Below are 25,452 nucleotides of genomic sequence, written 5' to 3' on the forward strand. Positions count from 1 at the left end.
CTGGTTATCCGCTCACCCCTGACCCGGATGTGCCTTTGCTAGGCGCAGTGCCTTAAAAAGCGGTGAAACGCGGGGTTGTGAGCAGGACGCATTCTCCTATATTCCGCGCAGTTTCCCGGAAGGTCCGCGCCATGCTCGACAGCACGCAAAAGCTGAACTCCCTCGGTTTCGCCAAACCCCCGGCCGAGACCCGCGTGGTCGTGGCCATGTCGGGCGGCGTCGACAGCTCGGTCGTGGCCGCGCAACTGGCCGAGGAAGGCTACGACGTCGTGGGCGTCACGCTGCAGCTCTACGATCACGGCGCGGCGTTGGCGAAGAAGGGAGCGTGCTGCGCCGGTCGCGACATCCACGACGCCCGACGCGTGGCCGAGGCGATGGGCTTCCCTCACTACGTGCTGGATTACGAGAACACCTTCCGCGAGGCGGTGATCGACGAATTCGCCGACAGCTACCTGGCAGGCGCCACGCCGGTGCCCTGCATCCGCTGCAATGAGCGTGTGAAGTTCAAGGACCTGCTGGAAACCGCCCGCGACCTCGACGCCGACTGCATGGCGACCGGGCACTACATCCAGCGCAAGATGGGCGCGGCGGGGCCCGAGCTGCACTCGGCCGCCGACGCCAACCGCGACCAGAGCTACTTCCTGTTCTCGACCACGCCCGAGCAGCTGGACTACCTGCGCTTCCCGCTGGGGCATCTGGCCTCGAAGGACGAAACCCGCAAGCTCGCCGCCCGCTACGGGCTGAGCGTGGCGGACAAGCCCGACAGCCAGGACATCTGCTTCGTGCCAAACGGCAACTACGCCAGCGTCATCGAGAAGCTGCGCCCCGGCGCGGCCGAGCCGGGCGAGATCGTGCATGTCGATGGCCGGGTGCTGGGCGAGCATCACGGGGTGATCCACTACACCATCGGCCAGCGCCGGGGGCTGGGGATCGGTGGGCTGTCCGAGCCGCTTTACGTCGTGAAGCTGGACGTGGACAATCACCGCGTCGTCGTGGGCCCGAAAGAGATGCTGGCCACCCGCACCGTCCCGGTGCGTGAGATCAACTGGCTGGGTGACGCGCCCTTCACCTCGCGCTCCGAATGGCACCTGTCGGTCAAGGTCCGCTCCACCCGCCCCCCGCGAGAGGCGGTGATCCGGCCGCTGTCCGAGACCGAGGCCGAGGTCGAGCTGGTGGTGGCCGAGGAAGGTGTCTCGCCCGGTCAGGCCTGCGTGTTCTACGCCCCCGAAGGCAGCCGCATCTTCGGCGGCGGCTGGATTCACAAGGGCTGAGGATCCAGTCGATGAATGAGCGCCTTCGGGGCACGCTGAACGCGATTGCGCCGGGCCTTGCGGCCCGGCGCGATGCCTCCGGCGGGGATATTTCCGGACCGAAGATGGACCGCCCGCGCGGGGCGGCATCCGGTTGGCTTACTGGCCTTCGTACTCGGGCAGCGCCTCGAGCTGTTCCTCGGTCGCGCCCACATAGACGCGCAGGTCGTCACCGGCCTCGGAGCGCTGGATGTTGAGCTCCTGCAGGTCCACGGCGACCGAGTGCTCGCCCAGGCCGAGGAAACCGCCAACGTCGACGATGGCTTGCGAGATCGCGCCACTGTCGTCGAGCAGCAGTTCCGACACCTCGCCCACGCGCTCTTCATCCGAGCCGTAGACTGACGCTCCGGTCAGGTCGTCGACGGTGATGGCGTCGGACGCGAGACGGGTATAGCCGTCCACCACGATCTCGGGGGCGAGATCGGCGGTCTCTTCCTCGACCATCTCCATCTCGGTCTCGGCCATCTCGGTGACCGGGTCTTCCTCGATCAGCTCGCCTTCCTCGACCGCGGCGGTCTCGGTGTCGTCGGCGGGCACGAACTCGGTCTCGCCCTCCGCGATGTCGGACTCGGGCGCCTCTTCGGCCAGAACGTCGTCGGTGGCCATGATCTCGGCGTCGCCCTCGACGATCTCGGCCTCGGCCATGTCGGCCTCGGGCGCGTCCTCGGTCATCTCCTCGACGGCGATGTCGGCGGTCTCTGCCTCCTCGTCGGCGGGGACAAGCTCGGTCTCGGCCGTCTCCATCCCTTCGTCCGTCGCGGCGGCGTCACCGGCCTCGGCCGTCTCGGCCTCGTCCGGGTCCTGGATCGGGACGGTGGTCATCTCGCCCTCGGCCATCTCCTCGCCCTCGACGGGCTCCTGGATGTCGACGGTCTCGATCTCGGCGTCCGATTCGTCCGTCCCGGTCTCCGACCCGGTGGTCTCGGAGCCGGCCGAGGCCAGGCGGCCCTCGGCGCCCGCGGGATCGAACTCCGGCGCCTCGGCCAGCGCGTCCTCGCCCTGGCTGGTAACGACGAAGAACTCGCCCTCGTCATCGCTGTCGGGCAGCGCGGCGATCTGGTCATATGCCAGCTCGATCTCGCGGTCGCCGAACATGATGATCAGCGCCTCGGGCTCGCCGGTCTCGGCCAGCAGCACGTCCGAAACCTCGCCGAGTTCGGCCCAGGCGGCGTCGACCTCGGACAGCGGTTCGACCGGAATCGACTCGGCGCCGTAGAGGGTCTCGCCGATCATGTCGGAGGGCATCATCTGGGCTTGGCCGTCCTGGGCCAGAGCGGGCGCGGTCGCGAGAGCGGCCAGCGCGGTGGTCGCAAGTACGCGTTTCATGGCGTTTCCTTTCCGTGACAAACGGTTCTGGCGGCAAAACTGCCGAAACGCCGGGCTGTTCCCGTGCCCCGCGCGGTCGGCGAAAATTGGCGCGCTCCGGCGCACTTGGCCCGCGGGCCGGGGCGTCAGTCCGCGACCCACTCCGCCACGCGCGTGGCCAGCGCCGCGACATGGCCCGCCAGCGTGTGCCCGCTGGCCTTGCGCGGCTTGAAATCGTGATCACCGTCATCCAGCCAGCAAAGCTCGATCCGGTCCGACAGGGCGTAGCCCTCGATCTCCTCGCGCCGGCCGAACGGGTCGCGGGTGCCCTGCGCGATCAGCGCGGGCGTGGCGAGCGTCTCCAGATGCGCGGTGCGCAGCCGCTCGGGCTTACCCGGCGGGTGGAACGGGTAGCCGAGGCACAAAAGCCCCGCCACTTGCCCCGCCGCGTGCAGATCGTCGGCCACCAGGCTCGCCACCCGACCGCCCATCGACTTGCCACCGATCACCAGCGGCTTCTGCGCCGACAGCGCGTGGACCGCCGCGCGATACTCGTCCATCAGCCGCTCGGCGCGCGGCGGCGGCTTCTTCGGCCCGCCCGCGCGGCGCGCGGCCATGTAGCCGAACTCGAAGCGGGCGACCGCGAGTCCCTGTGCGGCGAAGGCCGCCGTCACCGCCTCCATCCACTCCGAATCCATGGGCGCGCCCGCCCCGTGCGCCAGAAGCAGCGTGGCGCGGGCGTCGCGGGGGCCGTCGCGCAGGAGTTCGATGTCGCGTGGCTCGGTCATGGCTGCGTGATGCCATGCCCGGCAACGCCCCGCCACCCGCGATCGCGCCCCTTTGCGGCCCGCGCGCCCTGGGCTAGGCAGGGAGTCTACCCATGATGGCAGGGACACAGATGCGCACCACCAGACGATCCGCCACCTTCGGCCTTCTCGCGCTCGGGCTCGCCGCCTGCGGGCCCCCGCCCCCCGCGCTCGCCCCCGCCACGCGGGACGAGACGCTGGTCGCCGTGCCGAACCCGGCCTTCGACGCCTGGGTGCGGGCGTTCCGCGGCCGGGCGCAGGCGCAGGGCATCGCGCCCGGCACGCTGGACCGGGCGTTCCGGGGCGTGGGCTTCCTGCCCGGCGTGATCGAGCGCGACCGCAACCAGACCGAGTTCACCCGTACGCTCGAGGATTACCTGGCCATCGCCGCCTCGGACGAGCGGGTGGCGACGGGCCGCGCCATGCTGCGCCGCTGGGGCCCGTCCCTGGCGCGGATCGAGGCGCGCTACGGCGTCGAGCCCGCGGTCGTGACCGCCGTCTGGGGGCTCGAAAGCCGCTACGGCGCGCGGCGAGGCGAGGTGCCGGTGATCTCGGCGCTCTCGACCCTGGCCTATGACGGGCGGCGTGGCGCGTTCTTCGAACGGCAGCTGATCGCCGCGCTGCGCATCCTCGAGAACGGCGACATCACGCCCGCCCGCATGACCGGAAGCTGGGCCGGCGCGATGGGCCACACGCAGTTCATTCCCACGTCCTACGAAGCCTATGCCGTGGATTTCGACGCCGACGGGCGGCGCGACATCTGGTCCGAGGACCCGACCGACGCGCTGGCCTCGACCGCCGCCTACCTGTCGCGCTTCGGCTGGCGGCGCGGCCAGCCCTGGGGGGTCGAGGTGATGCTGCCGCAGGGCTTCGACACCTCGCTGGCCGGGCGCGGCACCACACGCAGCCCCGCCTCCTGGGCGGCGCTGGGCGTGCGGGGCGCGGACGGGCGGCCGGTGCCCGACCACGGGCCCGCCTCGATCCTGATCCCGCAAGGGCTGGGCGCGCCGGCCTTCATGGTATTCCCGAATTTTGGCGTCATCGCGCGCTACAACAACGCCGAGAAATACGTGATCGGCGTGGGCCACCTGTCCGACCGCCTCGCCGGTGGTCCGCCGCTGCGCGCGGGCTTCCCGCCCGACGCCTATGGCCTGACGCTCGAGGACCGCAAGCTGCTGCAACGCCGCCTGACCGCGCGCGGCTTCGACACCGGCGGCGCGGACGGTGTCATCGGCCCGGACACCCGCGCCGCGATCCGCGCCTTCCAGTCCCGCGCCGGGCTGCCGGTGACGGGCGAGCCGTCACGCGCGCTGCTGCAACGGCTGATCTGACGGAGCGTCACGGCACCCGTCACGATAGCTTTGCTTTGAGTCCGCCGGCACGTGGGGTAAGCTTGTCGGATGACACTCCGCCTTGCCCCCCGCTCCGGCTACTCCGCCGCCGAGAATCTCTCCGACGCCGTGGTTCACGTCGCGGGTCTTGCCGCCGCGATCCTCGCCGTGCCGGTGCTGATCACGCTGGCCGTGGTCTGGCACGGCGACCTGTCGGCCGTGGCCGCCGCCACGATCTACGGGCTGTGCCTAGTGGGGATGATCCTGTGCTCGGCGCTTTACAACATGGCGCCGGCGGGGACATGGAAGAACGTGCTGCGCCGGCTCGATCACTCGGCGATCTATTTCAAGATCGCGGGGACGTACACGCCGTTCAGCCTGCTCTCGGGCGGGCATGCGCTGGTGGTGGTGCTGTGGCTCTGGGGCGCGGCGCTGATGGGCACGGGGATGCGTGTCTTCGCGCCGCAATCGACCAAGCCCTACGCCATCGCGCTTTACCTGGTGATGGGCTGGGGCGGCGCCTTCGCCGCATCCAGCATGTTCAGCGAACTGCCGGGGCCGGTGCTCACGCTCGTGGTGATCGGCGGCCTGATCTACACCTCCGGCTTCGTGTTCTACGTCTTCAAGCGGTTGCCGTTTCACCGCACCATCTGGCACGTCTTCGTGCTGGCGGCGAGCGTGACGTTCTTCGCCGCCGTGTCGATGCACCTCGCGGCAACGCGCCTGCCCGCGCTTGGCTGAGCAGGCTTGGGCCATCCCGCGCCAGGACGCCGGATGGCCAGCTTAAGCGAGTGCACGAGCTGCGGCCCCGCCGCCTGAGCGGCGGGCCGCCTCAGGCGCGCATCTTCTCGTACAGGATGACCTTCGAGCCCTCAGGCACGCGGTTGTAAAGGTCGACCATCTGGTCATTGACCAGCCGCGCGCAGCCGTTCGACACGGCGATGCCGATGGTCGAGGGGTCGTCGGTGCCGTGGATGCGCAGGAAGGTGTCGCCGCGCTCCTCGGTGAAGAGGTACAGCGCCGCCGCACCCAGCGGGTTCGACAACCCGCCCGGCATCCCGTCCTCGTACTGGGCGTACTTCTCGGGCTCGCGATCGATCATGTCCGGCGTCGGCGTCCAGCTTGGCCAGCGCTTCTTCGCGCCCACGAAGAACTCGCCCGGCTCATAGAGCCCCGGCCGCCCGATCCCCACGACATAGCGGATGGCCCGCCCGCCCGGCAGCGTCCAGTAGAGCGCGTACTCGTCCGGCACCACGTGCACCACGCCGGGGGCGAAGTTCCCGCCCACGCGCACCTCCTGCGGCATCAGGTGCGGCGGCAGGTCGTAGTTCGGCACGGGCGTACCCTGCGCCCGCACACCGGTCGCCGCCAGCGCCAGCCCCGCGGCCCCACCGGCCAGGAAAGATCGTCTCGTTCGCATTCCGTTGTCCCCCGTTTCTCGGTTTCCGGCCGCCTCAACGCCGACAGTCCGACACGGGTTCGGAAATGCGAATACAACATTTGGTGAGTCGTCCCATCCGCAAGTGTAGGGATGCTTCCCCGGTGGAGGCACGGCATCGCTGCGCTTGCGCACGATCCGAGGGCGTCCCGCCCGCCACGCGCCCCCGAGAGGGCAGCGCCCGCCTGGGGGGCGGGCGGGCGTCTTGTGCGGTAGCGCTCAGCTGGAACCGCCTCGCCCCAATGCCTTCAATGCCCGCGATAGCGGGCATCCGGTGACGCCGGGGCCGTGCGTCGGGCGAGGGCAGCGCGGCGCAAGCGGTGGGAGGTTCCCGCTTTCGCGGGAATGACAGCGGGCGCTCGCAGATGGTGTTCGCCCAAAAGGAAGCGCCCGGGCGGGCGGGCGCTGCCCGGGCAGGCCAGGCCGGGCTTACTGCCCGGCCTGCTGCGCCTCGATCTCGCGCCAGCGGGCGACGTTCTCGTTGTGCTCGGCCAGCGTGCGCGCGAAGGCGTGCCCGCCCGAGCCGTCGGCCACGAAATACAGGAACTCCGTCTCCGCCGGCTGCACCGCCGCCATCAGGCTGTCGAGCCCCGGATTGGCGATGGGCGTCGGCGGCAGCCCGTCGATGCGATAGGTGTTGTACGGCGTCACCGCGTCCAGCTCGGACCGCCGCAGCCCGCGCCCCAGCACGCCCTCGCCATTGGTGATGCCGTAGATCACCGTCGGGTCGGTCTGAAGACGCATGCCTTCGCGCAGGCGGTTGACGAAGACGCTGGCCACCTGCCCGCGCTCGTCGGGCACGCCGGTCTCCTTCTCGATGATCGAGGCCAGGATCAGCGCCTCCTCCGGCGTCTCCACCGGCAGGTCGTCGTCGCGCGCGGCCCAGGCCTCGGCCAGCCGCTCCTCCTGCCGCGCCTGCATCGCCGCCAGCAGCTCGCCCCGCGCCGCGCCCGGCCGCACTTCGTAGCTGTCGGGGGCAAGCGTGCCCTCGGCCGGAACCTCGGCCACCTCGCCGTCCAGGAAATCGGCCTGCCGCAGCGCCTCGACGATCTGCCACGAGGTGACCCCCTCGGCCAGCGCGATGCGATAGCGGGTGTCGGCGGCCTCGCGCACCTCGGCGTATTCCGCCGGGGCCTCGGCCTCGGCCGGGTCGAACTCGACGACCTCCTCGAACTGCCCCGAGGCCGGGTCCAGCTCGCGCACCTCGATCTCCTGCCCGGCGATGCCGACGCGATAGACGACCTCGGTCCCGCAGGTCGACTGCCCGCCGCGCGTGACGATATCGACGATTTCTTCCATCGACGCGCCCTCGGGCACCAGGAAGCTGCCGGCCTTCAGCTGGTCGGACTTGTCCGTGTACTCCGCCCCGATGCGGAAGATCTGCGCGTTCGAGATCGCGCCGTCTCCCGCCAGCTTGTCCGACACGCGCCGCATGTTCGACCCGCTCTCGACCTCCAGGCAAATCGCCTGCGTCAGCGGCCCGGGTCCGGCATACTCGCGCTTACCCCAGGCGATCACGCCCGCGAACAGCGCCAGCACGACGATGAACAGCGTCAGGAAGTTCGAGGCGATGTTGCGCCACATCAGCCGGCGACCCTCCGCAGCACGAGCGACGCGTTGGTGCCCCCGAAGCCGAACGAGTTCGACAGCGCCACGTCGATCTCGCGCTCACGCTTCGTGTTCGGCGCCAGGTCCAGCTTCGGCTCGATGGCCGGGTTGTCCAGGTTGATCGTCGGCGGCGCCACCTGATCGCGGATCGCCAGCGTGCAGAAGATCGCCTCGATTGCCCCCGCCGCACCCAGAAGGTGCCCGATCGACGACTTGGTCGACGACATCGTGGCCTTCGACGCGGCCTCGCCCATCAGCCGCTCCACCGCGCCCAGCTCGATCGTGTCGGCCATGGTCGAGGTGCCGTGCGCGTTGATGTAGTCCACATCCTCCGGCGTGATGCCGGCGCGCTTCAGCGCGGCCTCCATCGAGCGATAGCCGCCGTCGCCGTCCTCGGCCGGTGCGGTGATGTGATAGGCGTCGCCCGACAGGCCATAGCCGATCACCTCGGCATAGATCTTCGCGCCGCGCGCCACGGCGTGTTCGTATTCCTCGAGCACCACGACCCCCGCGCCCTCGCCCATCACGAAGCCGTCGCGATCCTCGTCATAGGGGCGCGAGGCCGCCTGTGGATCGTTGCCGCGCTTCGTCGACAGCGCCTTGCAGGCGTTGAAGCCCGCGACACCAATCTCGGAAATCGGGCTTTCCGCGCCGCCCGCAATCATCACGTCAGCGTCGCCCCACTGGATCAGCCGCGCCGCGTCGCCGATGGCATGCGCCCCGGTCGAGCAGGCGGTGACCACCGCGTGGTTCGGCCCCTTGAAGCCGTAGCGGATCGACACCTGCCCTGAGACGAGGTTGATCAGCGCGCCCGGGATGAAGAACGGCGACACGCGCCGCGGCCCCTTCTCCTTGATCAGCACGGCGGTCTCGGCGATGGACTGCAAGCCCCCGATGCCCGAGCCGATCATCACGCCGGTGCGCAGGCGGCTCTCCTCGTCCTCCGGCGTCCAGCCGGCATCCTTCACCGCCTGGTCCGCGGCGGCCATGCCATAGAGGATGAAGTCGTCGACCTTGCGCCGCTCCTTCGCCGCCATCCAGTCATCGGGGTTGAAGGTCCCGTCGCTGCCGTCGCCCAGAGGCACCTCGCAGGCATAGGTGGTGGCCAGGTGACTGGCGTCGAAACGCTCGATCTGCCCGGCGCCGGACTTCCCGTCCAGCAGCCGCTTCCACGTCTCCTCGACCCCGCAGGCCAGAGGACTGACCATTCCCAAACCGGTGACAACGACCCGCCGCATGTGCGCCTCTCGATACTGCTTTTCTGTTGCTGCCCTGATACACGCCCGGGCCCGGGCTGGGAAGAGCGGCGCGGCCGGCCCGGCACGCCCCCGCCGGAAACGCAAGGGGGCGGCACGCCCCGTGGCACGCCGCCCCCGCGATTTCCTGCCCGGCCCGCGCGGGCCCGGCCGAAGCCCTTACTGCTGGGCTTCCTTGATGAACTTCACCGCGTCGCCGAAGGTCTGGATCGTCTCGGCCGCGTCGTCCGGGATCTCGATGCCGAACTCTTCCTCGAAGGCCATGACCAGCTCGACGGTGTCCAGCGAGTCGGCGCCCAGGTCGTCGATGAACGAGGCGTTCTCGGTCACCTTCTCTTCTTCGACGCCCAGGTGCTCGACGACGATCTTCCTCACGCGATCTGCGATGTCGCTCATGTCTTTTCCTCTTGGTTCCTCGGGGTCCGTTCCCGTTGGTCTTCAGCCCCGCGGGCCACTCGTTCCGTGCCGTTGCGGTCACGTCAAAAGGCCGCCGCATCCGGCGGCCCCGTCCGAAAATGTGCGCCGCCTATAGCATATCGCCCGGGCGACGCAAACGCTTTCGAACGCCGTCTCGCGGCGCTCTCAAAGCATCGCCATCCCGCCGTTGACGTGCAGCGTCGCGCCGGTCACGTAACCCGCCTCCGGGCTCGACAGGTACAGCACGGCGGCGGCGATCTCCTGCGGCGTGCCCATGCGCCCCATCGGCACCTGGCCCAGGATCCCCGCCTTCTGGTCGTCGGTCAGCTTCTCGGTCATCGCCGTCTCGATGAAGCCCGGCGCCACCGCGTTGACGGTGATTCCCCGCGTCGCCACCTCATAGGCCAGAGATTTCGACATGCCGATCAGCCCGGCCTTGGCGGCGGCATAGTTGCCCTGGCCCGGGTTCCCCGTCGCGCCCACGATGGACGAGATGTTGACGATCCGCCCCCAGCGCGCCTTCATCATGCCGCGCAGCACGCCCTTGGAAAGCTTCATCGCCGCCGTCAGGTTCACGTCGAGCACCGACTGCCATTCCTCGTCCGACATCCGCATGAACAGGTTGTCGCGCGTGATGCCCGCGTTGTTCACCAGGATGTCGACCGAGCCCATGGCCTCGGCCGCCTTCTTCGGCAGCCCGTCGACCTCTTCCTTTTCGCTCAGGTTGCACGGCAGCACATGCGCCCGCGCGCCCAACTCGCCCGCCAGCTCCTCGAGCGGCGCCACCCGCGTCCCCGAGAGGCCCACCGTCGCGCCCGCGCCATGCAGCACCCGCGCGATCTCGGCGCCGATCCCGCCCGAGGCGCCGGTGATCAGCGCAGTCTTCCCCGTCAGATCGAACATCTCACTCTCCTCCGGGCGCGCCCGCGCCCTAATCTTCGGTCCAGAAATATCCCGGGGGTGCGGGGGCTGGCCCCCGCTCCCGCACGCTCCGTCAGCCCTTGACGGCGGCCACGTCCTCGGGCGTGCCGACCTGCCGGACCGACGCGCCCTTCTCGATCCGCCGGATCATGCCCGACAGCGCCTTGCCCGCGCCGACCTCCCAGAAGTCGTCCACGCCCTCGGCCACCATGTAGCCCACGCTCTCGCGCCAGCGCACCGCGCCGGTCACCTGCTCGACCAGCAGGGTCCGGATGCGGTCCGGGTCGCTCTCGGCGGAGGCGGTGACGTTCGCCACGACCGGCACCTTCGGCGCGGCGATCTCCACCTGCGCCAGCGCGTCGGCCATGGTGCGCGCCGCCGGCTCCATCAGGCGGCAGTGGAACGGGGCCGAGACGGGCAGCAGCACCGCCCGCTTCGCGCCGTGCGCCTTGGCGACCTCCACCGCGCGCTCGACGGCCGACTTCTGCCCCGAGATCACCACCTGCGCCGGGTCGTTGTCGTTGGCCGCCTGGCAGACCTCGCCCTGCCCGGCCTCCTCGGCCACGGCCCGCGCGCCGTCCAGGTCGAGCCCCAGAAGCGCGGCCATCGCGCCCTCGCCCACCGGCACCGCCGACTGCATCGCCTGCCCGCGCAGCCGCAGAAGCCGCGCCGTGTCCGCCACGCTCAGCGCGCCGGCCGCGCAGAGCGCCGAGTACTCGCCCAGCGAATGCCCCGCGACGAAGGCCGCGGTCTCGACGCCGATCCCCTCGGCCTCGAGCGCCCGCATCGACGCCATCGAGGTCGCCATCAGCGCCGGCTGCGCGTTCGCCGTCAGCGTCAGGTCCTCGGCCGAGCCCTCCCAGATCAACACGGACAGCTTCTCGCCCAGGGCCTCGTCCACCTCGTCGAACACCGCGCGCGCGGCGGGATAGGCCTCGGCCAGCGCCCGGCCCATGCCGACCGTCTGTGCCCCCTGGCCCGGAAATACGAAAGCCCGGCTCATCGTCGTCCTCCAACTCTGCTTGGGCACGGGGGATAACGCGGCGGCCGCCCGCACGCAACGCTCCCTGCATCCATGCACATCCCGGGTGCGGCGGTCGGCATTGCGGCCCGCGCCCGACACCGTAGGTTTCCCGGCGTCCCCCCAGCGGAGCACGACCATGAGCATGACCGACACCGCCGCAGCCGCCCTCGGCAACACCCGCGCCAGCTATGGCGGCGTGGCCAAGACCTTCCACTGGCTGACGGCCCTGCTGATCCTCACGCTGATCCCGCTGGGCCTGGTGGCGCACGAATGGCCCTACGACACCGCCGACCAGCTCGCCGTGAAGGCGCGGCTCTTCTCGCTGCACAAGACGTTGGGCGTGCTCGCCTTCTTCGTGGCCCTCGGCCGTATCCTCTGGGCGCTGATCCAGCCCCGCCCGCATCCGCTGCACCCCGAACGGCGGGGCGAGACGCTGCTGGCCGAGATCGTGCACTGGTCGCTCTACGCCGCGATCGTCGTCGTGCCGCTGTCGGGCTGGATCATGCACGCGGCGTCGGAAGGCTTCGCGCCGATCCTCTGGCCGCTCGGCCAGTCGCTGCCGCTGGTGCCGAAATCCACGATGGTCGAGGCCTATGCCGGCGCCACACACTGGGTCTTCACCAAGGTGCTGATCGCCGCGCTGATCCTGCACGTGGCCGGCGCGCTGAAGCACGCGATGGTCGACCGAGACGCCACGCTCGCCCGAATGCTGCCCGGACGGACGCCGGCGCAGGCCCGCGCGCCCGAACTCGGACATGCCCCCGCCGCCATCGCCGCCGCCGCCATCTACGCCCTGGGCTTCGGCGCCGCCTACGCCCTCGTCGGGCCCGAGCCCCAGGCCCGCGCCACCCCCGAACTTGCCGCCGCGCAAACCGGCAACTGGACCGTGCAGGAGGGCACGCTCGGCATCCAGGTCCGCCAGTTCGGCAACACAGTCGAGGGCAGCTTCGCCGACTGGACCGCCGACATCGCCTTCGCCGAAGAGCCCACCGATGGCCGCCACGGAGACGTCACCGTGCAGGTCGCCATTCCCAGCCTGACGCTGGGCTCGGTCACCTCGCAGGCGCTCGGCGCCGACTACTTCGCCGCCGAAGAGCACCCGACAGCCACCTTCCAGGCCGAGATCCTGCCGGCCGAGACCGGCTACGTCGCCGAGGGCACCCTCGCCCTGCGCGGCGCAACCGTGCCGGTGACGCTGCCCTTCACGCTCGATCTCGACGGCGACACCGCCACCATGTCCGGCGCCACCACACTCGACCGCCGCAACTTCGACATCGGCGCTGGTCAGACAGACCCCGACACGCTCGCCTTCGGCGTCGACGTCACGGTCGATCTGACCGCCCAACGCGCCACCGACTGACACAGCAGATTTTCGTCGAAAATCTGCCGGCCACGAATTTCCGTCGAAAATTCGTGGCCTTCGTGCGCGCGTCCGGTCGTGCTACGCTTTCGTCATTCGGTGCACCGCACCACAAGGCATTTTCATCCGGCCGCAACCCGCGTCCCGCGCGGTCGCCGCCGACGACCCGACCATTTGACAAAGGCCGCGACATGAAGCACGTCCCCGCCGCCCTCCTCTTCCTCTCCGCCACGCTGCCCGCGCCCAGCCGCGCGATCCACGCCGACGCCGAGGCGGACATTCCCGCCGGCGCGTTCACCACGCACTACCGCTGCCAGGCCGCCGCGCGAGACGGCTTTCTCTCCCGCGACCGCGCAGCCCTGTGTTCGGCCGCCTTCCTGCGCGTGAAGCTGCATTTCGTGGCGGACGTCGCTCCGGAACTCTTCTCCACTCTTCCCCCGAAGGCCCGCGCCGCCGCCAGCCGCACGGGCTACCTCGCCTTCAAGGACTGGGAAGCCGACAACCCCGAGGCCGCGCACCGCCTCTCCCAGGGCCCCGCCACCGCTCTCTGATACCGCCGCACGGAAAAAGGGCCGCCGGATCGCCCCGACGGCCCCTGAACTCTTACTGCCTGATACCGTTACACGCGGCTCAGCTTTCCTGCGCGTCCGCTTGCATCGCCTCGATCGAGATCATCACCTCGACCTCGTCGCTGACATACGGCGCGAAGGCGCCCAGCCCGTAATCCGAACGCACCAGCGTGGTGGTGGCGTCGAACCCGGCCCAGGGCTTGCCCTCCATCGGGTGCTCGCCCGCCTGGTTCAGCTTGGCGTCCAGCACCACTTCCTGCGTCGTGCCGTTCAGCGTCAGATCGCCGGTGATCAGCGCCGTGTCCTCGCCCGTCACCTCGATGCCGGTCGAGGTGAAGGTCACCATCTCGTCCTCGGCAGCGTCGAAGAAGTCGCCCGACATGAAGTGCTCGAACCGCGCTTCCCAGCCGGTCAGCATCGAGCGGACGGGGAACGCCACCTCGACCGATGAATTGGCCGGGTCTTCCTGGTCGAACTGGATGTCGCCCTCGAAACCCGAGAACATGCCGTAGCTGGTCGAGAAGCCCAGGTGGTTGTAGGTGAACACGATCTGGCTGTGGCTCGGGTCCAGATCGTAGGCCACGGGCTCGGCGATCGCGGCGGTGGACAGGACGGTGCCGGCCAGAAGCGCGGCGGCGAAGGTGGTCTTCATGGGTCGTCTCCTGACGGTGTCTTTCGATGACCCGAAGATGCCGCGTCGCGGCGCGCGAACAACCGGCGCGGAACAACAGCCCCTGTGCGCCCCCGCGCAGAGCCGTCCGCCCGGTTGCATCGCCGCGCGGTCCGTGTATAAGGCCGCATCCTTCCGCACGGTATGAAACCGGCGCAGCCTCTCGTGGACGGGCGCGGAAGGGGTTCCCGTCCTTTGAAGTGCGCCCGCAATGATACGGAGAGCACATGCCGCTTTACGAGCATGTCATGATCGCGCGTCAGGACCTGTCCAACGCGCAGGCCGAAAGCCTCGTCGAACACTTCTCGACCGTACTCAGCGACAACGGCGGCAAGGTCGTCGACAACGAGTACTGGGGCGTCAAGACGATGGCCTACAAGATCAACAAGAACCGCAAGGGCCACTACGCCTTCCTGCGCACCGACGCCCCGGCGCCGGCCGTCCAGGAGATGGAGCGCCTGATGCGGCTGCACGACGACGTGATGCGCGTGCTGACCATCAAGGTCGACGCGCACGAGGAAGGCCCCTCGATCCAGATGCAGAAGCGCGACGAACGCGACGGCCGTCGCGACCGCCGCTGATTTAAAGGAGCACACGTCATGGCCGCAAAACCGTTTTTCCGCCGCCGCAAGGTCTGCCCGTTCTCGGGCGACAACGCGCCGAAGATCGACTACAAGGACACCAAGCTGCTGCAGCGCTACATCTCCGAGCGCGGCAAGATCGTGCCTTCGCGCATTACCGCGGTGTCCTCCAAGAAGCAGCGTGAACTGGCCCGCGCGATCAAGCGCGCCCGCTTCCTCGCCCTGCTCCCCTACGCCGTGAAGTAAGGAGAGAGACATGCAAGTCATTCTGCTCGAACGCGTGGCGAAGCTGGGCCAGATGGGCGACGTCGTCTCCGTCAAGGAAGGCTACGCGCGCAACTTCCTGCTGCCGCAGAAGAAGGCCCTGTGGGCCTCCGACGCCAACGTGAAGGCCTTCGAGGCCCAGAAGGCCGACCTCGAGGCGAAGAACGCCGAGACCAAGAAGGACGCCGAGAAGACCTCGGCCGATCTCGACGGCAAGCAGTTCATCGTGATTCGCTCCGCCTCGGACGGCGGCGCGCTCTACGGCTCGGTCACCACCCGCGACATCGCGGATTCGGCCAAGGAAGCCGGCTTCGACATCGAGCGTCGCCAGGTGATCCTGACCAACCCGATCAAGGAGCTCGGCCTGCACAAGGTGTGGGTGAAGCTGCACCCCGAGGTCGAGGCCGAGGTCGAGATCAACGTCGCCCGCTCGCCGGAAGAGGCCGAGCTACAAAAGAGCGGCAAGTCGATCCAGGAACTCGCCGCCGAGGAAGAAGCGGCCGCCGAGTTCGAGATCCAGGAGCTCTTCGACGACATCGGCGCCGCCCAGCTCGACGAGCTCGAGACGGACGTCGAGCAGCGCACCGACGAGCCCGCCGTTCAGGAAAAGGAAGAGCTCGACGAGAAGCTCGACCGCTAACTGATCCGTCACCGGGTCGGACCCTTCAGGGCCGCGCGACCATCGCGCGGCCCTTTTTCTTTGCCGTGCGGGCAAACAAGGGCCCCCTGTCATTCCCGCGCAAGCGGGACCTCCCACCATCAGCGCCACGCTGCCCCCGCCAGCCTCCGCCCGCGCTCCACCGGATACCCGGACGCGCAGCCCTCGCCCCTACAAATGCCCGCCGCTGCGGGCATGACAGCGACGCGGCACCACCACACCACAAAACCCGCCCGCCCCCCTGGCGGGCGCTGCCACGCCCACCACGGGCGGCCGCTGCCCTCCCGTGGCGCAACACGCTCCACGACACCGACTAATCCCGCCCCAGCCCCAGCAGCACGAACACCAGCGCTCGCCGGTACTCCCTGCACCGCAGGTCCGGCTCGGCCACCGTCTCGCGCCGCAGCGCCGCCTCCATCAGGCTGCCCCCCGACGCCCGCGCCTCGGCGCACATCCGCGCCAGCACCCAGGCCCAGCGCCGCCGCGGCACGCCCAGCAGCACCCGTGCCGCGCAGATCACGTCGCCCATGCGCGCCGGCCTCACACCCGCGGCACCCCGATCTGAGCGTAGTGCACCGCCAGCCGCACCCGCCCGCCGGTGAAGTCGCCGCCCTCCGCCTTCAGCAGCAAATCCGTCGCGCCGTAATACGTGGTCGGGGCACCCAGTTCTCCCTTCACCCACGCGCCCACGCCTGTCCCGATCCCCGACCCGAACCGGTCCGCCGAGCCCGCGTCGTTCCCCAGGGACCACGCCGAGGCCCCCCCGATCGCCTCCGTCACCACGCCGCTCACGCCGAAGACGATGGCCCGCGCCGGGATCGCCCCCGCCACGACCGAGGTCGCCCCCGCGCTCACCGCGTGCTCCACCTCGATCGAGCGGAACGCCAGCGCCGCCCCGTTCTCCGAAACCGACAACGCCCCCGCGACCCACGAGACCCCGTCATGCACCGCCGCCACGCCCTCGTCCTCGATCCAGGCCCGCCACCCGGCGCGCGGAGCAACGAACGTCCATCCGCCGTTAACGAACAGCGCCACCGCGCCGTCCTGCCCGTCCCACGCATTCACCGCACCCACAGGGACGGCATACGCCTCCCCCTCCTCGGGCGCGTTCGGCGGCACCATCACCCCGCGCGAGGCCAGCACCAGCTGGCACAGCCCGTCGAGCCGCGTCAGAGCCTCGTTCACCGTCACGTGCTTCTGCGCCTGCGCTGGCTGCACCAGCGGCAGTCCCAGCTTCGCCGTCTCATCCATCGACATTGCTCCTCCTGAAAAGCCCCGGCCCGAAACGGTCCGAAATCTGCGCCACCTCCACCGCAAAGGGCGGCGCCACCGGGTCCTCCCAGACCCACTCCGGGGCGCTCACCCGCGCCTCGGCCACCACCGCGCCGTCCTTGACGACCCGCACCAGGTACGCCTCGACCGCCTCGCCCAGCGGCACGTCCGCCGGTCCCCAGCCATCGCCCTCGATCCGCGTCCGCCGCACCCACGCGACCTTCAGCGCGCCGCCCGACCACGCCGCCCGCACATGCACCGGGGCGTAGGGCCGCAGTCCCACGCCCTCGAACGCTCGCACCTCGTGGCGATAGACCGGATCGTCATAGCTCCGCCCCGCCGGCCCGATCCGGTAATGCCGCGCCAGCCCCCGCTGCGCGGGCATGAGCTCCAGCTGCTTCAACCGCCCGTCCAGCAGCACCACCCGCGACCCCGCCGGCCAGGCCTCGGGCACCAGCGCATCCGTCCCCGCCTGTCCCCGCAGCCGCAGGCTCAGATCGTAGGTGCGCGGCGCGACCAGTTCGGCCCGCGCGAACTGGAACACCTCCCAGTCGTCGTCCGTGCCCGACCCGATCGCCATCCCGTTCGCACCGGCCAGCACCTGCGCCTGCGACGCTGCGCCCAGCGCCCCGGCCACCAGCCGCACGCGCAACGCCGCGCCCCGGTCCCACACGCCGGGCACGGCGCGCATCAGCGGCGTCTCGGTCACCCCCACGACCGCCGCACCGGGCAGCAGCACATCCAGCGCGTACCCCTCGTCCTGAGCCGACTCGTAGATGGCCACCGATCCCGGCCAGGGCCGCGCCGCCGCCGCGACGTGCGGCGCATGGGGCACCTCGTCCCCCGTCAGAAGCGGCAGGTCCAGGAACACCGGCAGCACCGGCACCGGCGCGACGAAGGGCTCGACCCGCACCGCCTCCTCGACGGCGTCCGACGGCCGGAACAGCCCCGGCTCCGTCCGCACCGCCTCGACCAGTTGCACCCCTGCCTGCTCGACCCGATCGATGCGCCAGGACTGCCCCTTCAGCTCGACGACATCCCCCGCGCCCACGCCCAGCGCCGAGGGCGGCACCGCGAAGCGCGCCCCGTCCCGCGCCACCCGCGCCTCGGCCAGCCAGCGCTCGGCGATGCCCTTGGCCTCGGCCCCGGTCAGCACCATCGGCAGCTCCGTCTGCCCCACCGGCAGCACGTCCTCGCCCGGGAACACCGCCTCGGCCACCCGCGCCGCGAAGCCGTCGTGCTCTCCGACATAGGCCACGCGCACACGCCCCGCCGTCTCGGCCTCGGGGGCGCGCAGCAACTCCATGTCGCCCTCCAACTCCCCGCTCACCGCCAGCCGCTCCGGATCGAGGGCCCCCGCGGCCCGTCCATCTCGCGAGCGGAAGGAGAGCACCCCCTCCCGCTCGAGCGCGTCGAAGCCATGCGCCAGCATCAGCGGCTGCACCTCCGCCCGCGCGTCCTGCACCTGATCCACCGCATAGCCCCGCACGACGCCGAACAGCGCCGGGGTCTCGCACGGCACGCCGCACACCTCCCGCACCACGCTGTCGAGCCCCCGGTGCGTCGCGCGCCCCGTGATCCAGTGTCCCCGCGCCCAGTTTTCTCCGTCCGCCCAGAGATCGAGGTTGCCCGGAAAGAACGGATGGGGCCGCGCGTCCCAGGCCCAGACATGCGCCCGCGACATCTCGACCATCGGTCCGCCATAGATCTCGGACACCGGGTTGTTCGCCGGATCGCTCCAGTACCCCAGCACCGCGCGCAGGTACTGCATCTGCATCAGATCGTCCCGCCGCCCGGTCGAATACCGCGGCAGCCCCGTCTCGGACGACTTCGGGTCCAGGAACTTGTTCGGCTGGTTCGTCCCCTTGTCCACCGCCGGGCAGCCGAACTCGGTGAACCACACCGGCTTCGAGCCCGGTATCCAGGCCGTCGGCGTTTGCGACCTCACCCCCCCAATCCGCTCGTGATGCGGCCGCGACCACCACGACCGGATGTCCTTGTATCGGAACACCCACGGCTCCCCGTGCGCCCCGTCCGTGATCGGCGCGCGCCGCTGGACCTCCCGCGCCTCGGGAGAGGGATAGTACCAGTCGTACCCCTCTCCGCCCGCCACGTTGGCTTTCAGGTAGCCGAGGTCATACACCGCCCCCCACGACGCATCCGCATGATCGTCCCCGTCACGCCAGTCCGACAGCGGCATGTAGTTGTCGATCCCCACGAAATCGACGGCCTCGTCCGCCCAAAGCGGGTCCAGGTGGAAGTACACATCCCCCGACCCGTCCTGCGGCCGGTACCCGAAATACTCCGACCAGTCGGCGGCATATCCCACCTTCGCCCCCGGCAGGATCGCCTTCACCTCCGCCGCCAGCCGCCGCAGTTCCTCCACCGCCGGAAACGAGCGCCCAGCGCCGCGCACCTGCGTCAGGCTCCGCATCTCCGATCCCACGCAGAACGCGTCCACGCCCCCGGCGGCGGCGCACAGATGCGCGTAGTGCAGGATGAACCGCCGATAGGACAGTTCGGTGCCGGCGAAGCTCACCCCATCCTCGTCGGCCGAGAACTCCCCGGGCACAGCCGTCCCGAAGAACGCCGCCACCTCGCCCTCCGCGGCCGCCGTCCCGTCCGGCGAGCCCTCCCGCCCCGGCGCGACCGAGCACGTGATCCGCCCCCGCCACGGCAACGCCGGCTGCTCCTCGCCCCCCCACGGGTCCGCCAGCCCGTTGCCGCCCATCTGCTCCATCAGCAGGAACGGATAGAACGTCACCGCCTGCCCGGCGTCGCGCAGCGCCGCGATCGCCTCCATCACCGACCGGTCGCACGGCGTCCCGCCATAGACGACGCGCCCGTCCTCCACCGGCACCACACCCGCCTCGGCGCGCCCGATCCCCGAAACCGTCCACGGCATCGACCCGTCCGGCGCACCCCGCTCCACCTTCGGCTGCACGCGGCACGCCCCGCAGCGCAGATCGTCCCCGAACCACGACACGACCAGCGACACCGCTCCGCAGGCCGGCAACTCACCGCACAAGGCCTCCACCGAGGCCGCGAAGTCGGTCCCGCCCAGCGGCGTGTTCACGTTCACCGCCCGCGTGACGCCCGCTTCTTCCTCGACATAGACCGGGGTCGTGGCCAGCGCGTACTCCCCCGTTCCCGGCATCATCGCCACGCCCTGCACCGCACCGGCCACGTCCGCGTCCGTCCGCGACACCTCGAACGACAGCTGCGGCACCCGGTTGCCGAAGCGCGACAGGTCCAGGTCCTCGATCACGACATAGGCGATCCCGCGATACGCAGGCGCCATCCCCGCGCCCTCCACCGCCTCGATCTTCGGATCGGGCAGCTGGTCCTCAGACCCCGGATAGACCCGCAGCGTCAGCGCCTCGCGCTCGATCTCCTGCCCGTCCGCCCAGATGCGGCCCACGCGCCCGATCTCGCCCTCGCACAGCGCCACCGCCAGCGACACGGTATAGGAATGCTCCCGCACCGTCGGCGCACTCGGCGCCCCTTTGCCCGATCCGCCCGTGCTCTCCACGTGCTCCAGGAACCGCGTCGCCCAGATCACCTGCCCGGCCAGCCGCATCCGGCCATGCAGCCGCGGCACCGCCGCCCCTTCTCCGGCCCCCGTCAGCCGGAAGCGGTCCACCTTCCCGGTCTCCACCACACGGCTGCCCGCGCCCATCAGCGACTGGTCCACCACGCGCCCCAGCGTCGCCCCCGCCGCGCGCCCGATCACGACCGAGGACAGCCCCAGCACCGACCCGCCCACCGACGCGCCCAGCGCCGCGCCGGCGGCGGAAAGAACGATCGTCGCCATTCAGCTCTCCTCCCCAGGAAATCGAAACCGAGCCACCACGCGCCGCCGCCACGGCGCCGAAAGCGGACTCTCCACCACCCCATGCCCCGCATACGCGTGGATGAACGACGCCGCGCCCGAGGCCAGCCCCAGATGCTTCGCCACCGCCCCGTGGCGCATCCGGAACAGCAGCACGTCGCCCGCGCGCACCGGCCCCACCGGCACCTCCCGCAGATGCGCCGCCGCCGCCCGCCAGAGCCGCTCCTCGCGCTGCGGCTCCGACCAGTCCGGCGTATAGGCGGGCACCGCCTCCGGCTCGCCCCCGCACACCTCGCGCCACACGCCCCGGATCAGGCCCAGGCAATCCGCTCCCGCCCCCTTCACCGACGCCTGGTGCACATAAGGCGTCCCGATCCACCCCCGCGCCGCATCGACCACCCGGCTCACGACAGCCTCCCGCCGTCGTTCACGCCCGCACGCGTCGGATACGCCATCAGCCAGTCCTCGCCCGGCAGGTGCGGAAAGCCCCGGAAGTTCAGAAAGTTGTCGAACTTCAGCCGGCACGTCTCCGCCCGCTTGTCGCACCCTGCCTCCAGCCGCACCCGGTCCCCCACGGCGACCTCCGCCTTCAGCGCGTCCCACAGCTCCACCTTCCGCCCCGAGCCCTCGAGCCGGTCGTTCTTGACCACTTCCTCCAGCCCCTCGGCCGCACCCGAGAGCACCCGCAGCCGCCCCTTCTCGAACCACCGGTCCGCGTAGCCCGACAGCGGATCGAACCGCAGCGACACGCCCTCGACGCCCCGCACCTCGGCCTCCACCGAATAGCCGGGCGCCGACAGGTCCACGCGGCACGCACCATCCCCCAGCACCGCCGGGCAATCGCCCTGGAACACCCGCCCCCGTGGCTGGTTCAACGCCTCGGTCAGCCCGCGCAACTCGGCCCGGAAACTCGCCCCGACGCGCCGAATCTCGCCCAGCGTCCCGCGAAACCGCAGCACCCGCTCCTCCGGCGCGGCCCAGTTCACCAGCCAGGCCAGCACCTCCGCCCCGTCGAACCGCCCCGCCAGCACGTCGGCCTCGCGGATCGCATCGTCGCTCAGGACCCCCAGCGCCTCCGTGTTGTTCACCGCCAGCCCCGTCGTCTCCTCCAGCGCCCGGGCACTCAGCCCGTCGGACGGCCGGAACTCCATGCCATCGAAGGCCAGCGCCACATCGTGATCGGTGAAGCCGAACGCCACACCGTCCCGCCGCATCACGCGCCAGCAGCGGCACAGCGTCGTCGTCCCGCTCTCAAGATGCGCCCGCAGTCCGCCGCTCATATCCGCACCTCCACCACCGGCACGTCCGGCACCTCGCCCGCCTGGAACGAGGCGACCGAGGTCTGGATCAGGTCGGCGTCGAAGCGCACCGGCACGTCGAACTCGAACCCGGCGGTGATCTGCGCGCCTGCGGGCGGCACCGCGTCCAGCGTCACCGCGCCGGTCGTCACGTCCACCTCGAGCCCCGCACCCTCGCGCAGCGGATCGCCCGCCACCGCCAGCACGACACTGCCCGCCACCGGCTTCACGATCGGTCGGACATATTCCGCGGCCCCCGAGCGATACGTCTTCGCCAGCCGGAACACGCGCGACACCCCGTCGCCCACCGCGATCACCTGGTCGCCCGGAGCCACCTCGCGTGCGGCCGCAGCCGACTTGAAGTCCGCCCAGTCCTTCCACCGAAACCCGTGCAACCGCCCGCGCCGCGCCTCGAAGAAGGCGATCAGCGTCTCGATATCCCCGAGCGAGCGCATCCCCAGCCCCGCATCGTAGCGCCGGCGCGAATGCGCCCAGGGCGCGTTGCGCTCCTCGAACCCGTTCGCCAGCGTCACGACCTCCGTCCGTCGCTCCGGGCCGCCCATCGAGCCAAAGCTCAACCCTGCGGGAAACCGCACCTCGTGAAAGCTCATGACCCTCTCCTCACCGGTTACGCTGCCCACGTGCCAAGGCCCGCCCGACCTGCGCCGCGACCTGCGACTGCGACCGCCGGAACCCCTCGACATCCGGGGTCGAGACATTGACCACCACGTTCACCGCCCGCCCGCCGCGCGCCTCCACGCCCAGCTTGCCGTCTACTCCGCGCGACAGCGGCAGGATCGCCTCCGGCCCCGCCTCGCCCATCAGTCCCGTGCCGCCGCGCATCGGGAAGGTCATCGGCCCGCGCACCACGCCGCCATCGGCGAACGGCATCACCCGCCCGCGCGAGAACGGGGCCGTCATCGCCCCCTCGATCCCCTCGGCCAGCAGCCCGCCGACATACCGCGTCACCGGCCGCACCGCTGCCGAATACGCCGCATCCGCCATCGACCGCGCCACGCCCTGCAAGGCGTCCGACAGCTTGCGACCGTCGAACACCATCCCGTCAAAGGCACGCCTCAGCCCGCGCGACAGCCCCCCCGACAGCACGCGAACCTCGCGCCCCGTCTCGGCCACCGTGGTGCCGAGCCGCCGCAACTCGCCCTCGAACGCCGCAACCACGTCGCCCAGCGCCTCTATCTCCTCGTCCATCGCATGACCTCCCGCACCCAAGAGCTTTCAAACTCTCGGAAAGCTCCTTCTGTAGGAGCTTTAAACTTCACCCACCGCGCTCATCCGGAAACGCCGCCGCCAACTCCTCCAGCCGCGCCCGCGACAGAGGCGCCGGGCCGCCCTCCAGCCCCAGCACCACCAGCAGCTCGAACGGCGTCAGCCGCCAGAACTCCCACGGCCTGAGCCCGCCGCGCGTGACGCCCGCGCGCAGCAGCGCCGCCCAGTCAAACACCGCCGGGCCCCGAGAACGCCCGCGCCAGCAGCCGCCCGGCCACCCGCGCCGCCTCCACCGGCCCGCCCTCGATCTCGCGGCTCAACAGGTCCTCTGACGTCCCGCGCCAGCCCCCGCCGCGCAGCCCCGCGACCACCAGCGCCAGCACGTCGCGCGACGAAAACCGCCCGCCCTCGAACCGCTCGACCAGTTCCACCAGCGACCCCTCCTGCAACTCCGCCTCCAGTTCCGCCAGCGCCCCCAGCGTCAGCTTCGCCACGTGCCGCTCGCCATCGACGACCAGCGCCACCTCGCCCGCCTGCGGATTGGCCATCAAAGCGCCGTGAAGGTCAGAAGCCCCGCCGAGGCCAGCGACAGCTCGTAGGTCGCCTCCCCGTCGTGCGACCCCGCGTATTCCAGCGCCGTCACCTGGAACGGCCCCTGCACGATGCCGAAATCCGGCACGATCACCTGGAAATCCGGCGTCTCGCTCCCGAAGAAGATCGCCCGCGCCCGCTCGTCCGTGTCCGCGTCGCGGAACACTCCCGAGCCCGAGATCGAGGCCGACTTCACCCCCGCCCCCGACAAAAGCTCGCGCCACCCGCCCTGGCTTTCCAGCGAGGTCACGTCCACGCTCTCGGCGTTGAACGAGATCCGCGTCGCGCGAAGCCCCGCCACCGTCTCGAACTGTCCCGCCCCCGTCAGGTCGAGCTTGATCAGAAGGTCCTTGCCGTTCTGCGCACCCATTTCTTACGCCTCCTCTTCATCCTCGACCCGCGCGCGGAAGCGCAGGTCGATCCGCCGCCCGTCGCCCGCGCCCGTCCGGTCCGCCTTCGCCCGCAGGAACCACAGCCCCACCAGCCGCCCGCGCGCCAATGTCAGCCCCGCATCCACCAGCGCGTCCGACACCGCGCCGGCCGCGGCCTTGGCCGTCGCGAACCCACTCGCGTCGCTCACTACGCTCACCGTGAAATCGTGCCGCGCCCCGCCCCCCGTCGCGTCCGAGCGGTCGCGCACGTCCTCCTCGCCGACGACCACGTAGGTCGCAGGCAGCGTGCCCCCCGGTACCGCGTCGAAGACCTCCGCGCCCACCAGCGCCTGCAGCGCCGTGTCGCCCCGCAGCCGCTGGAACACCGCCTCCTGCAGCACGCCCGCCATGCCGTAACTCATGCCGCCGTCTCCTCTTCCGCGAAGCACGTCAGGTAGCGGGCGTCGCCGTCGGCCTCGCCCACCGCGCGCACCAGGAACACCCTGTCACCCTCCCGGAACCGCTGCCCCGCCACGGGCCGCGAGGGCGCGCCCACCGGCGCCGCCTGCACCGTGATCCGGAACGCCGCCCGCGACAGCGCCGCCACCTCGCCACGGGCCTCCCGGCCCGAGCGCAGGTCCACCGCCGCCCAAAGCGTCCCCAGCACGACCCAGCTATCGACGAACCCGCCCGCGCCGTCGCCCGTCCGCTCCGGCGCCTCCAGCACCAGCTTCCGCGTCAGTCTCATGCGCCGCCCCCGATCCGCAGGCCGCGCCACGGCTCCAGCAACCCCGCCACCGCCACCGGCAGCGCCACCGCCGCGCGCCCCGCGTCGTGCCGATGCTCGTAAAACTCCGCCGCCAGCAGCAGCACCGCCTGCGCCAGGTCGCCCGGCACGTCCGCCCACACGCCGAAGCCCGCCTCGAATACCACCTCCGCCGAGCCACCCACCGGAATTGCCGGCAACGCCGCCCCCGTCGCCACCAGCGCCGGCCGGTGCATGTCCTCGGCCAGCCGGTATCGCCCGGCCTCGACCGCCGCGACCGCTCCGAACCGGTCCGTCAGCGCCAGCGACACCACCGCCGACACCGGCGCACGCGGCAGCACCTGCCGCGCCGCCTCACGCCACGCCCCGATCCGCCAGGAAAACCGCCGCCGCAGCACCGCCTTCCCGCAGCGCGCCTCGATCCGCCCCAGCGCCGCGCGCAGGCAGCCCTCGAGCACCGCGTCCTGCACGCCATCGTCCGCAAAGCCCGTCCCGAGCCTCAGGTGATCGCGAAACGCCGCGACCGGAAGAGCTTCAGGCGTGACCTTCGCTTCCTCCCGCAAGAACATGATTTTTC

Annotated in this window: 30 protein-coding genes; 8 read left to right on the plus strand and 22 right to left on the minus strand. The window is 70.8% G+C overall.

Features of this window, described 5'->3' with window-relative positions:
- Positions 1–131: 131 nt before the first annotated feature.
- Positions 132–1,271, plus strand: coding sequence for a tRNA 2-thiouridine(34) synthase MnmA (gene mnmA, locus BM162_RS10170; protein ID WP_093421269.1), 1,140 nt, complete (start codon positions 132–134; stop codon positions 1,269–1,271).
- A 138-nt stretch (positions 1,272–1,409) separates the two neighbouring features.
- Here mnmA and BM162_RS10175 read toward each other — a convergent pair whose 3' ends face one another.
- Positions 1,410–2,636 (minus strand): PRC-barrel domain-containing protein, encoded by a 1,227-nt coding sequence (locus tag BM162_RS10175; RefSeq protein ID WP_093421271.1) that lies wholly within the window; start codon positions 2,634–2,636, stop codon positions 1,410–1,412.
- Positions 2,637–2,761: 125 nt separating this feature from the next.
- Complete coding sequence (locus BM162_RS10180; RefSeq protein WP_093421274.1) at positions 2,762–3,403, minus strand: alpha/beta family hydrolase; 642 nt, start codon at positions 3,401–3,403, stop codon at positions 2,762–2,764.
- A gap of 110 nt (positions 3,404–3,513) precedes the next feature.
- On the opposite strand from BM162_RS10180, the gene BM162_RS10185 reads away from it, so the two are divergent.
- Both BM162_RS10185 and trhA read left to right on the plus strand, forming a co-directional pair.
- Entirely contained in the window at positions 3,514–4,752 is a 1,239-nt protein-coding gene (locus tag BM162_RS10185; protein WP_093421634.1) for a lytic murein transglycosylase, read from the plus strand.
- 69 nt (positions 4,753–4,821) lie between these two features.
- Positions 4,822–5,493: a PAQR family membrane homeostasis protein TrhA gene (gene trhA / locus BM162_RS10190; RefSeq protein WP_093421276.1), complete on the plus strand. Its 672-nt coding sequence runs from the start codon at positions 4,822–4,824 to the stop codon at positions 5,491–5,493.
- A gap of 91 nt (positions 5,494–5,584) precedes the next feature.
- Here the strand turns inward: trhA and BM162_RS10195 are convergent, their stop codons facing one another.
- From BM162_RS10195 to fabD, 6 genes are all read right to left on the minus strand, one after another.
- Positions 5,585–6,172, minus strand: a complete 588-nt coding sequence (locus BM162_RS10195; RefSeq protein ID WP_093421279.1) for a L,D-transpeptidase — start codon at positions 6,170–6,172, stop codon at positions 5,585–5,587.
- Positions 6,173–6,619: 447 nt separating this feature from the next.
- Positions 6,620–7,774, minus strand: coding sequence for an endolytic transglycosylase MltG (gene mltG, locus BM162_RS10200; protein WP_093421281.1), 1,155 nt, complete (start codon positions 7,772–7,774; stop codon positions 6,620–6,622).
- On the minus strand, positions 7,774–9,036 hold the full coding sequence (fabF, locus tag BM162_RS10205) for a beta-ketoacyl-ACP synthase II (RefSeq protein WP_093421284.1): 1,263 nt from the start codon (positions 9,034–9,036) through the stop codon (positions 7,774–7,776). The genes mltG and fabF overlap by 1 nt, the downstream gene beginning before the upstream one ends.
- A 177-nt stretch (positions 9,037–9,213) precedes the next feature.
- Positions 9,214–9,450: an acyl carrier protein gene (locus BM162_RS10210; RefSeq protein ID WP_093421287.1), complete on the minus strand. Its 237-nt coding sequence runs from the start codon at positions 9,448–9,450 to the stop codon at positions 9,214–9,216.
- 186 nt (positions 9,451–9,636) lie between these two features.
- On the minus strand, positions 9,637–10,374 hold the full coding sequence (gene fabG / locus BM162_RS10215) for a 3-oxoacyl-[acyl-carrier-protein] reductase (protein ID WP_093421289.1): 738 nt from the start codon (positions 10,372–10,374) through the stop codon (positions 9,637–9,639).
- Positions 10,375–10,465: 91 nt separating this feature from the next.
- Positions 10,466–11,395: an ACP S-malonyltransferase gene (gene fabD / locus BM162_RS10220; protein WP_093421292.1), complete on the minus strand. Its 930-nt coding sequence runs from the start codon at positions 11,393–11,395 to the stop codon at positions 10,466–10,468.
- 157 nt (positions 11,396–11,552) lie between these two features.
- Here fabD and BM162_RS10225 point away from each other — a divergent pair, with 157 nt between their 5' ends.
- Both BM162_RS10225 and BM162_RS10230 read left to right on the plus strand, forming a co-directional pair.
- The gene (locus BM162_RS10225) at positions 11,553–12,776 is read left to right on the plus strand and encodes a cytochrome b/b6 domain-containing protein (RefSeq protein ID WP_245759232.1); all 1,224 of its coding nucleotides are present in this window, start codon (positions 11,553–11,555) and stop codon (positions 12,774–12,776) included.
- Between the two features lie 191 nt (positions 12,777–12,967).
- Complete coding sequence (locus BM162_RS10230) at positions 12,968–13,327, plus strand: hypothetical protein (protein WP_093421295.1); 360 nt, start codon at positions 12,968–12,970, stop codon at positions 13,325–13,327.
- Positions 13,328–13,406: 79 nt separating this feature from the next.
- Here the strand turns inward: BM162_RS10230 and BM162_RS10235 are convergent, their stop codons facing one another.
- Positions 13,407–13,997, minus strand: coding sequence for a YceI family protein (locus BM162_RS10235; protein ID WP_093421297.1), 591 nt, complete (start codon positions 13,995–13,997; stop codon positions 13,407–13,409).
- Between the two features lie 245 nt (positions 13,998–14,242).
- Between BM162_RS10235 and rpsF the strand changes: the two genes are divergently transcribed.
- The 3 genes from rpsF to rplI are packed head-to-tail and all read left to right on the plus strand — an operon-like array spanning position 14,243 to position 15,500.
- Complete coding sequence (gene rpsF / locus BM162_RS10240; RefSeq protein WP_093421300.1) at positions 14,243–14,596, plus strand: 30S ribosomal protein S6; 354 nt, start codon at positions 14,243–14,245, stop codon at positions 14,594–14,596.
- A gap of 18 nt (positions 14,597–14,614) precedes the next feature.
- Complete coding sequence (gene rpsR, locus BM162_RS10245; RefSeq protein WP_020040241.1) at positions 14,615–14,842, plus strand: 30S ribosomal protein S18; 228 nt, start codon at positions 14,615–14,617, stop codon at positions 14,840–14,842.
- 10 nt (positions 14,843–14,852) lie between these two features.
- Positions 14,853–15,500, plus strand: a complete 648-nt coding sequence (gene rplI, locus BM162_RS10250; protein WP_093421302.1) for a 50S ribosomal protein L9 — start codon at positions 14,853–14,855, stop codon at positions 15,498–15,500.
- 331 nt (positions 15,501–15,831) lie between these two features.
- Here rplI and BM162_RS10255 read toward each other — a convergent pair whose 3' ends face one another.
- The 13 genes from BM162_RS10255 to BM162_RS10315 all read right to left on the minus strand — a co-directional run bounded on the left by BM162_RS10255 (position 15,832) and on the right by BM162_RS10315 (position 25,444).
- Positions 15,832–16,047: a hypothetical protein gene (locus tag BM162_RS10255; RefSeq protein ID WP_093421305.1), complete on the minus strand. Its 216-nt coding sequence runs from the start codon at positions 16,045–16,047 to the stop codon at positions 15,832–15,834.
- A gap of 11 nt (positions 16,048–16,058) precedes the next feature.
- On the minus strand, positions 16,059–16,775 hold the full coding sequence (locus BM162_RS10260) for a DUF2793 domain-containing protein (protein ID WP_093421308.1): 717 nt from the start codon (positions 16,773–16,775) through the stop codon (positions 16,059–16,061).
- Positions 16,762–20,604, minus strand: a complete 3,843-nt coding sequence (locus BM162_RS10265; protein WP_093421310.1) for a baseplate multidomain protein megatron — start codon at positions 20,602–20,604, stop codon at positions 16,762–16,764. The genes BM162_RS10260 and BM162_RS10265 overlap by 14 nt, the downstream gene beginning before the upstream one ends.
- The gene (locus tag BM162_RS10270) at positions 20,605–21,030 is read right to left on the minus strand and encodes an NlpC/P60 family protein (RefSeq protein WP_093421313.1); all 426 of its coding nucleotides are present in this window, start codon (positions 21,028–21,030) and stop codon (positions 20,605–20,607) included.
- The gene (locus tag BM162_RS10275; protein WP_093421315.1) at positions 21,027–21,902 is read right to left on the minus strand and encodes a phage/gene transfer agent baseplate hub protein; all 876 of its coding nucleotides are present in this window, start codon (positions 21,900–21,902) and stop codon (positions 21,027–21,029) included. The genes BM162_RS10270 and BM162_RS10275 overlap by 4 nt, the downstream gene beginning before the upstream one ends.
- Complete coding sequence (locus BM162_RS10280) at positions 21,899–22,531, minus strand: DUF2460 domain-containing protein (protein ID WP_093421318.1); 633 nt, start codon at positions 22,529–22,531, stop codon at positions 21,899–21,901. The genes BM162_RS10275 and BM162_RS10280 overlap by 4 nt, the downstream gene beginning before the upstream one ends.
- Before the next feature lie 10 nt (positions 22,532–22,541).
- Complete coding sequence (locus BM162_RS10285; RefSeq protein WP_093421320.1) at positions 22,542–23,129, minus strand: RcGTA-type gene transfer agent tail tape measure protein; 588 nt, start codon at positions 23,127–23,129, stop codon at positions 22,542–22,544.
- Positions 23,130–23,196: 67 nt separating this feature from the next.
- Complete coding sequence (locus BM162_RS10290) at positions 23,197–23,382, minus strand: rcc01693 family protein (RefSeq protein WP_093421323.1); 186 nt, start codon at positions 23,380–23,382, stop codon at positions 23,197–23,199.
- Complete coding sequence (locus BM162_RS10295) at positions 23,375–23,695, minus strand: gene transfer agent family protein (protein WP_093421325.1); 321 nt, start codon at positions 23,693–23,695, stop codon at positions 23,375–23,377. The genes BM162_RS10290 and BM162_RS10295 overlap by 8 nt, the downstream gene beginning before the upstream one ends.
- Positions 23,695–24,108: a phage major tail protein, TP901-1 family gene (locus BM162_RS10300; RefSeq protein WP_093421328.1), complete on the minus strand. Its 414-nt coding sequence runs from the start codon at positions 24,106–24,108 to the stop codon at positions 23,695–23,697. The genes BM162_RS10295 and BM162_RS10300 overlap by 1 nt, the downstream gene beginning before the upstream one ends.
- A gap of 3 nt (positions 24,109–24,111) precedes the next feature.
- Positions 24,112–24,531: a DUF3168 domain-containing protein gene (locus BM162_RS10305; protein ID WP_093421330.1), complete on the minus strand. Its 420-nt coding sequence runs from the start codon at positions 24,529–24,531 to the stop codon at positions 24,112–24,114.
- The gene (locus tag BM162_RS10310; RefSeq protein ID WP_093421333.1) at positions 24,528–24,857 is read right to left on the minus strand and encodes a head-tail adaptor protein; all 330 of its coding nucleotides are present in this window, start codon (positions 24,855–24,857) and stop codon (positions 24,528–24,530) included. Before BM162_RS10310 ends, BM162_RS10305 begins: the two co-directional genes overlap by 4 nt.
- Entirely contained in the window at positions 24,854–25,444 is a 591-nt protein-coding gene (locus BM162_RS10315) for a head-tail connector protein (protein ID WP_093421336.1), read from the minus strand. The genes BM162_RS10310 and BM162_RS10315 overlap by 4 nt, the downstream gene beginning before the upstream one ends.
- Between the last annotated feature and the right edge of the window lie 8 nt (positions 25,445–25,452).

Source organism: Tranquillimonas alkanivorans (assembly GCF_900115595.1).
Taxonomy (GTDB): domain Bacteria; phylum Pseudomonadota; class Alphaproteobacteria; order Rhodobacterales; family Rhodobacteraceae; genus Tranquillimonas; species Tranquillimonas alkanivorans.

Excerpts from the sequence above, each read along its gene's own strand:
- fabG (WP_093421289.1), bottom strand. The coding sequence starts at position 10,374 with ATGTTCGATCTGACGGGGAAGACTGCGCTGATCACCGGCGCCTCGGGC.
- BM162_RS10305 (WP_093421330.1), bottom strand. The coding sequence starts at position 24,531 with ATGAGTTACGGCATGGCGGGCGTGCTGCAGGAGGCGGTGTTCCAGCGG.
- BM162_RS10265 (WP_093421310.1), bottom strand. The coding sequence starts at position 20,604 with ATGGCGACGATCGTTCTTTCCGCCGCCGGCGCGGCGCTGGGCGCGTCG.
- BM162_RS10185 (WP_093421634.1), top strand. The coding sequence starts at position 3,514 with ATGCGCACCACCAGACGATCCGCCACCTTCGGCCTTCTCGCGCTCGGG.
- fabF (WP_093421284.1), bottom strand. The coding sequence starts at position 9,036 with ATGCGGCGGGTCGTTGTCACCGGTTTGGGAATGGTCAGTCCTCTGGCC.
- BM162_RS10275 (WP_093421315.1), bottom strand. The coding sequence starts at position 21,902 with ATGAGCGGCGGACTGCGGGCGCATCTTGAGAGCGGGACGACGACGCTG.
- rplI (WP_093421302.1), top strand. The coding sequence starts at position 14,853 with ATGCAAGTCATTCTGCTCGAACGCGTGGCGAAGCTGGGCCAGATGGGC.
- BM162_RS10255 (WP_093421305.1), bottom strand. The coding sequence starts at position 16,047 with ATGGGCGACGTGATCTGCGCGGCACGGGTGCTGCTGGGCGTGCCGCGG.
- trhA (WP_093421276.1), top strand. The coding sequence starts at position 4,822 with ATGACACTCCGCCTTGCCCCCCGCTCCGGCTACTCCGCCGCCGAGAAT.
- BM162_RS10230 (WP_093421295.1), top strand. The coding sequence starts at position 12,968 with ATGAAGCACGTCCCCGCCGCCCTCCTCTTCCTCTCCGCCACGCTGCCC.
- BM162_RS10315 (WP_093421336.1), bottom strand. The coding sequence starts at position 25,444 with ATGTTCTTGCGGGAGGAAGCGAAGGTCACGCCTGAAGCTCTTCCGGTC.
- BM162_RS10180 (WP_093421274.1), bottom strand. The coding sequence starts at position 3,403 with ATGACCGAGCCACGCGACATCGAACTCCTGCGCGACGGCCCCCGCGAC.
- BM162_RS10235 (WP_093421297.1), bottom strand. The coding sequence starts at position 13,997 with ATGAAGACCACCTTCGCCGCCGCGCTTCTGGCCGGCACCGTCCTGTCC.
- BM162_RS10260 (WP_093421308.1), bottom strand. The coding sequence starts at position 16,775 with ATGTCGATGGATGAGACGGCGAAGCTGGGACTGCCGCTGGTGCAGCCA.
- BM162_RS10210 (WP_093421287.1), bottom strand. The coding sequence starts at position 9,450 with ATGAGCGACATCGCAGATCGCGTGAGGAAGATCGTCGTCGAGCACCTG.
- rpsF (WP_093421300.1), top strand. The coding sequence starts at position 14,243 with ATGCCGCTTTACGAGCATGTCATGATCGCGCGTCAGGACCTGTCCAAC.
- fabD (WP_093421292.1), bottom strand. The coding sequence starts at position 11,395 with ATGAGCCGGGCTTTCGTATTTCCGGGCCAGGGGGCACAGACGGTCGGC.
- BM162_RS10225 (WP_245759232.1), top strand. The coding sequence starts at position 11,553 with ATGAGCATGACCGACACCGCCGCAGCCGCCCTCGGCAACACCCGCGCC.
- BM162_RS10310 (WP_093421333.1), bottom strand. The coding sequence starts at position 24,857 with ATGAGACTGACGCGGAAGCTGGTGCTGGAGGCGCCGGAGCGGACGGGC.
- BM162_RS10295 (WP_093421325.1), bottom strand. The coding sequence starts at position 23,695 with ATGGCCAATCCGCAGGCGGGCGAGGTGGCGCTGGTCGTCGATGGCGAG.
- BM162_RS10300 (WP_093421328.1), bottom strand. The coding sequence starts at position 24,108 with ATGGGTGCGCAGAACGGCAAGGACCTTCTGATCAAGCTCGACCTGACG.
- mnmA (WP_093421269.1), top strand. The coding sequence starts at position 132 with ATGCTCGACAGCACGCAAAAGCTGAACTCCCTCGGTTTCGCCAAACCC.
- BM162_RS10195 (WP_093421279.1), bottom strand. The coding sequence starts at position 6,172 with ATGCGAACGAGACGATCTTTCCTGGCCGGTGGGGCCGCGGGGCTGGCG.
- rpsR (WP_020040241.1), top strand. The coding sequence starts at position 14,615 with ATGGCCGCAAAACCGTTTTTCCGCCGCCGCAAGGTCTGCCCGTTCTCG.
- BM162_RS10280 (WP_093421318.1), bottom strand. The coding sequence starts at position 22,531 with ATGAGCTTTCACGAGGTGCGGTTTCCCGCAGGGTTGAGCTTTGGCTCG.
- BM162_RS10175 (WP_093421271.1), bottom strand. The coding sequence starts at position 2,636 with ATGAAACGCGTACTTGCGACCACCGCGCTGGCCGCTCTCGCGACCGCG.
- mltG (WP_093421281.1), bottom strand. The coding sequence starts at position 7,774 with ATGTGGCGCAACATCGCCTCGAACTTCCTGACGCTGTTCATCGTCGTG.
- BM162_RS10285 (WP_093421320.1), bottom strand. The coding sequence starts at position 23,129 with ATGGACGAGGAGATAGAGGCGCTGGGCGACGTGGTTGCGGCGTTCGAG.